This is a genomic window from Flavicella sediminum, assembly GCF_006381105.1.
GTDB lineage: Bacteria > Bacteroidota > Bacteroidia > Flavobacteriales > Flavobacteriaceae > Flavicella > Flavicella sediminum.
On the sequence record NZ_VDET01000003.1, the window covers coordinates 1 to 5,791 of the forward strand.

At 28.1% G+C, this 5,791-nt stretch carries 4 protein-coding genes; all 4 read left to right on the forward strand.

Features of this window, described 5'->3' with window-relative positions; translation table 11 throughout:
• The first annotated feature begins 163 nt into the window (after window positions 1-163).
• The 4 genes from FGM02_RS07725 (at window position 164) to FGM02_RS07740 (ending at window position 5,607) form a co-directional block, all read left to right on the forward strand.
• A complete protein-coding gene (locus tag FGM02_RS07725) occupies window positions 164-2,362 on the forward strand; it encodes a hypothetical protein (protein ID WP_139957793.1) in 2,199 nt (732 codons plus the stop codon).
• Between the two features lie 181 nt (window positions 2,363-2,543).
• The gene (locus tag FGM02_RS07730) at window positions 2,544-3,413 is read left to right on the forward strand and encodes a hypothetical protein (protein ID WP_139957794.1); all 870 of its coding nucleotides are present in this window, start codon (window positions 2,544-2,546) and stop codon (window positions 3,411-3,413) included.
• A gap of 226 nt (window positions 3,414-3,639) precedes the next feature.
• Window positions 3,640-4,716 (forward strand): hypothetical protein, encoded by a 1,077-nt coding sequence (locus tag FGM02_RS07735; RefSeq protein WP_139957795.1) that lies wholly within the window; start codon window positions 3,640-3,642, stop codon window positions 4,714-4,716.
• 681 nt (window positions 4,717-5,397) lie between these two features.
• Window positions 5,398-5,607, forward strand: coding sequence for a putative signal transducing protein (locus FGM02_RS07740; protein ID WP_139957796.1), 210 nt, complete (start codon window positions 5,398-5,400; stop codon window positions 5,605-5,607).
• The last annotated feature ends 184 nt before the right edge of the window (window positions 5,608-5,791 follow it).

A 5,791-nucleotide genomic window follows, 5' to 3' on the forward strand; every position in this document is an offset into this window, starting at 1 on the left:
TTATTTATCTATTTCTAGGTCGACTAAGATAAAAACACAAAATAAGTAAAAGCTTAGTGTTCGGCTGAGAATCTTGCGATTATCAACTCCCACACTAACTTTATACAAAACCGTCGTGCATAATGCAAAAAAACTCCTGAAATCAAAAATTAAATCACATAAAATGACATCTAAAAACCAGCTCTTATTATTAACTTTTATAGTGTTATTGTTACCTTTATTAGCAATAGCACAAGGTGGACCTATAAAATCTAAACGTTTTACTGGTTTTAATGAATCTGATAATCCATCATACTCGTATTCTTATGAATTAAAATATCAGCTGCAAAGTACAAATTATGGTAACAGACCAACAGCAATAAAATTAGGTATATCAAACTTTACAATAAAAGACTTTAGGTATGATGGAAATAAGGCTAAAGATGTACTTGGTACAGGTATTTTTGGAAATTGCAGGGTTCAAGCTGATGTTTCTGGTCAATTTCACTTACAGAGTGGTCAAAAAATGCTAAGAGTTGAATTTATGGAACCTGCAGTTTCTGATGGTGGTTTAGATCTTTATTACTTTACAAAAGAAGATATTAATAATATAAAAGGAGTTTTCGGGGAAAGTATAACTTATGATGATCTTGACATAGTTGTAATGATTCCTAAATTATCAAATCTCGCTGTGGGCAAAGTGGCAGAGATACAAAATGCCATGAATAAAGCTAAACAAACTAATTTTCAAAAGAAATTAGATGCTGAAATGGCAAAAGAAAAACAGCGTGTGAAGGATGAGCTGAGAATTCAAGAAAAAATAGCTCAAAATACCGAGGAAGAGCGCAAAAAAGAAGAGATAGAAGCCGAAAAGCAACAGAAGTTAGACGAGATGCTATCTAATCCTAGCAACTATACAAACACTTATACATATTCTGGTTCAAGTAGTTCTACCTATTCTAGTCAACGTGCAAGTTTACAAAGAGATTATAATAATTTATTAAAACGCCATGCTCAAGAACGAAAGAACACAGAAGCAATGGGACAAGCTATTGGCGATGTTGTAATGAGTATAACAAATTCTATTATAGAAGACTCCAAGCGTAGAGAAGCACAACGACAAGCCGATGCAGAACGCCAAGCAATAATACAAAAACAAACCAATTTAAGACTTAAAGAAGAATTAAAATCACACAATACATATATGAATGATCGTATTGATGTGCTGGAATCTAGTACTTATAGTTTATCAAATATGTTGCGCGCTATTGAAACTAAAGATATTAAAGAGGTTTATATCGTTCTCGTCAATTATAATTCAGAAACCAAACGACCTAGAGAATCAACAATCGATATACCCTACAAACATCTTCACGTTTCTTATTTTGAAGAACCAGTAAAAATGCCAGTTACAGAAATTTATACCACAGAATATAAAAAGTATATTGACAATTTTAATTTGTTTTATGTTGAAAGCTTAGATGTTGGAGAACCTGTTACAAGGCAATCATACTATTTTAAAACGAAGACCGAAGCTGAAAATTTTATCATCCTTATTGAAAATCTAAAAGATTCAAGAGAAGATTTTGTGTCTTGGACGACTATTACTACAGAAAATTATAACCCACTCAATTTTTCTGGTCAAGTTGGTAGAAATATTCAGAAAGACAAACCTTACGAAGAGATAGTCTCATCTAAAATATATGATAAATACGACCCTTCAAATGAGATCACGGAACGAGAAGAAATAACAACTACTCAGAGCGTCATTGATAGATATTGGAATATTGTATTAGGAGAGGAAGACATATTATCTATAAAAACATTTTACACAAAAGCAAAGCTTACTGTTGAAGGAGGAATTCTTGAAGTTGAGACGAAATGTATTATAGATAAATTTGGCTCTATAACATTTTTAATGAATGGAATAGAAGTTGTAAAAGAGGTTTCAAATGGTAAGGAAGGTTATATGATTCAGAATGGTGTAAGAAGTAACATTACTAAAGACCGCATGAAGTCTCTAATATCTTTAAATCTAATTTCCAAACCAAAATCAGATAATATTGAAGGTAACGCTAAAAAAGTAAAAATAGATGGTATTAAAGCCTATAGAGTAAAGTATAATGGAGATAAACAATTTTATTCCAGAGATACAGGATTACTTATAAAATCTATTGCAAACATTAAACCTGCAGAAGGGCTTCAAGGCGTAGAAAAAGACGAATTCAAAGGTACCATTACAATCTACGATGATTATCGTGATGTTATAGGTTTTAAAGTACCTTTTAAAAATACAATTATAATGGATGGACTAACCCATTTATATGAATACAAAATCATAAAAATTAACGAAGGCGTCAAAAAATCCGATTTTAAGATGTAATTTCGTGTAAATTTAAATACCAACCTACACGCTAAAGCACAATGCACAACACCGTGTATAATTAATTGCTGGTTTTAGCGAATTTACGAAAGTCCACGCTGACTTTCTATCTGTGATTTGTTTACTAACTTTAGTGCTTGAAACACGCAACTAATCATACACAAACACGTTGTAAATAATTATGAAAAAAATTGCTCTGTTACTTATTTCATTATTTGTCATTTCGTGTAGTGACAAGAGTAAAACGTCAAAACCTGTTCTAAAACCATCTTCAACATCGAAGAAAATTGATAGTATTTTTAACCTTAAAAAAATTACAGATTTAGCAAAGTATTCGAATTCTGAATTTAAACTAAAAGAAAAGGACACATTTACACTTTACCCTTATGAAATTCTATATGGAGAAATTAATAATTGTGAGACCAAACAATATGAAGGAAGTGGATTAATTATAATAAATAATTCAAACAATAAGTTAATCTGGGAATATTTTGACCCAAGCGACTTTCCCCCTCATACATTTTCTTTCATTGACTTTGACAATGACAATGACAAAGACCTTTACATGTACTCTGGTTTTGAAGATGTCTTTGTTACTTCACTCTTTATTAATCAAATTGAATCTGAAAAGAAACCAAAGTTTAAAGAAATTTACAATAATCATTTATCCTATTGCTCAATTGTTGATATTGACAATGACGGCTTTCCAGAAATAATAAATACTATATCTCAATTTGAAAATGAAGATGTCTACTTATTTTTTGAAATAGATAAGAAAACTGAAAGTATTATTAATAAAGAATATGACAGAATTGTTGGAAAGTTTGATAAATATAATGAAGACTACAATATGCCAAAAGCTTATAAAAACTTCGCTATAAATCTATTAAGTGAGACTAATATTTTAAAAGTTGTAAATGGTCAAATTTCTGATGTAACTAATGAATTCCATCAGCATAAAGAATTTAGAAGAAATACTTTAGACTCATTAAAGAATATAACAATTGAATTAAAACCTTGGATTGAAAAATTAAAATCTAAGTATAAATAACTATTTACAACACCGTATAAAATTAATGTGGGTTTTTAGTTCTAGCCCAAAGTTTTGTGTTTCTTTATTGGGTCACTTATACTTATTTTGAGTATTTTTAGGTCGACAAGATAAAAACACTAAATAAGTATAAGCTTAGTGCTTGGCTGATAATCTAGCGATTATCAACTCCCACACTAATCTTATACAAACACGTTGCCAGTAAGCTATTAAAACTTAATAAAAAATGAAAATATATTTTAAATTACTAATAATATTACTACTAACAAATTGTAGTAATGATCAAAATCTTACTAATGATTTAAATCTATTATCCATTAAAGGAAAAGTAAAAAAAATTGAACAAATTAATTACATTGGAGAAATAAAGTTCGGAAAACCAACTAAAATAAAAACGACATATATTAGAAACAAATTTTCTTCATCAAAAATCTGGATATTAAGCCAAATAAATAAAAACTTAGGATTTAGATTAGATGAAAATTATAAATATAAATTTGATACTAATGGAAACTGTGTAGAGAATTATGATTACGATTTTGACTTAAATAGATTTAACCTTTCTGAACGTTATATATTTAACAACAAAAAAATAAAAGAAACCGAATATTATTTTAAAGAAAATAATGGAAATATTTCATTTAAATGGATTACTGAATATGATGAACAAAATAATCCAATTAAATACAAAAAAACAAATCACCAAAATATTTCAATATTAGAAATAACACGAAAAAATCATTATGAGAAGAAGCAATTGATTGAAAGCAGAAACTTAGATTCAATTGGAAATCTATTATATACAAATAAATACACGTATCATATCAATTCTAATAAAAAATCTGAACTCCTGAATTGGTCATCAACCTCTAATAAAACTGAACAAACTTTATTTGATATCAATGGAAATATTTTAGAAATTAACTTCTTTGATGAAGACAAAAAGTTAACTAGTAAAACAACACGTGAATACGATGCAAACAATAATATGATTAAAGAAGTTGAATATGACGAAAATGGTGATTCAGTTCTAAAAACAGTCTATAAATTTAACTCTAAAAATGAAGTCATTCATAAAACTGAATTCGAAAAATCCAAAAAAGAAAATGAGGAATTTTACGAATATAATAGTAATGGTTTTATTAGTAAAATCATTAAACACAAATATTATTATAGCAGAGAAAAAATAGAAACATTAACCTTTGATTACAAGACAGATTCAAATAAAAATTGGACTACACAAAACACTTATGAAAACAATAAATTAATTTACATTAGCGAAAGAAAAATAGAATATTATTAGACTAATTTAACAAAAACAGCCTACTGGCAACACCGTATAATGTTAATGTGGGTTTTTAGTTTTAGCCCAAATTTTTGTGTTTCTTTATTGAGTCACTTATACTTATTTTGAGTATTTTTAGGTCGACAAGATAAAAACATGAAATAAGTATAAGCTTTGTGGCTCGGGGGACAATTTTGTGATTGTCTACCTCCCACACTAACCTTATACAAACACGTTGTAAGTAATTACTTAAAAAAACGCTGCATTAATGAAAAAATATTTCCCGCATCTATTTATAATAATTATTTTAATTTTAATGATTGTCGGTTTCATCCAAGGAGAATCATATAAGTATTATGTTTCAAATTCATTGTTTATTATAGCGATGATTATTACAATACTTGAAAGAAATAAAAAGGTAAAAAGTTAAAACGTGAGAAACAATATTTCCAGAATACTGAATAAAAAAAACAGGATTAATTAAATACAGTTTATGAGAATAATTCTCTGAATTGTTATTCTAAAATATTTAGAAAATATAATACTTGATTTTGAGAAAATACAATATTGAGAAAATAAAAGAACTTGCTAAATTTGAAATTTCACGATTAGAAGCAAAGAATCACTGGAGTAAAGGATATTTTTCCTTTCTCAGATTCTTGATATATAGAAAATTGAGTTTAACGAAAACTATAAACTATGAGATTAATTACAATTAAAAAAGCACATATTGAATCAGAACTATTCGTATTAAAAAGTAAGTTAGAATCAGAAGGGATAAAATGTTTTATGAAAAATGAATTTACAACTCAAATAATGAATTATTTACCATCCTTCGAAGTAGAGCTTCAAGTTTCAAGTGGAGAATTTGAAAAGGCGATTGAGATATTGAATCAAATGCAAGATTAACAAAAACTGCTTACAACACCGCATAAAGTTAATGTGGGTTTTTATGGTTTGCACAAAGGTTTGTGTTTTTTTATTGGGTCACTTCTACTTATTTATCTATTTTTAGGTCGACTAAGATAAAAACACAAAATAAGTATAAGCTTAGTGTTTGGCTGAAAATCTCGCGATTATCAACTCCCACACT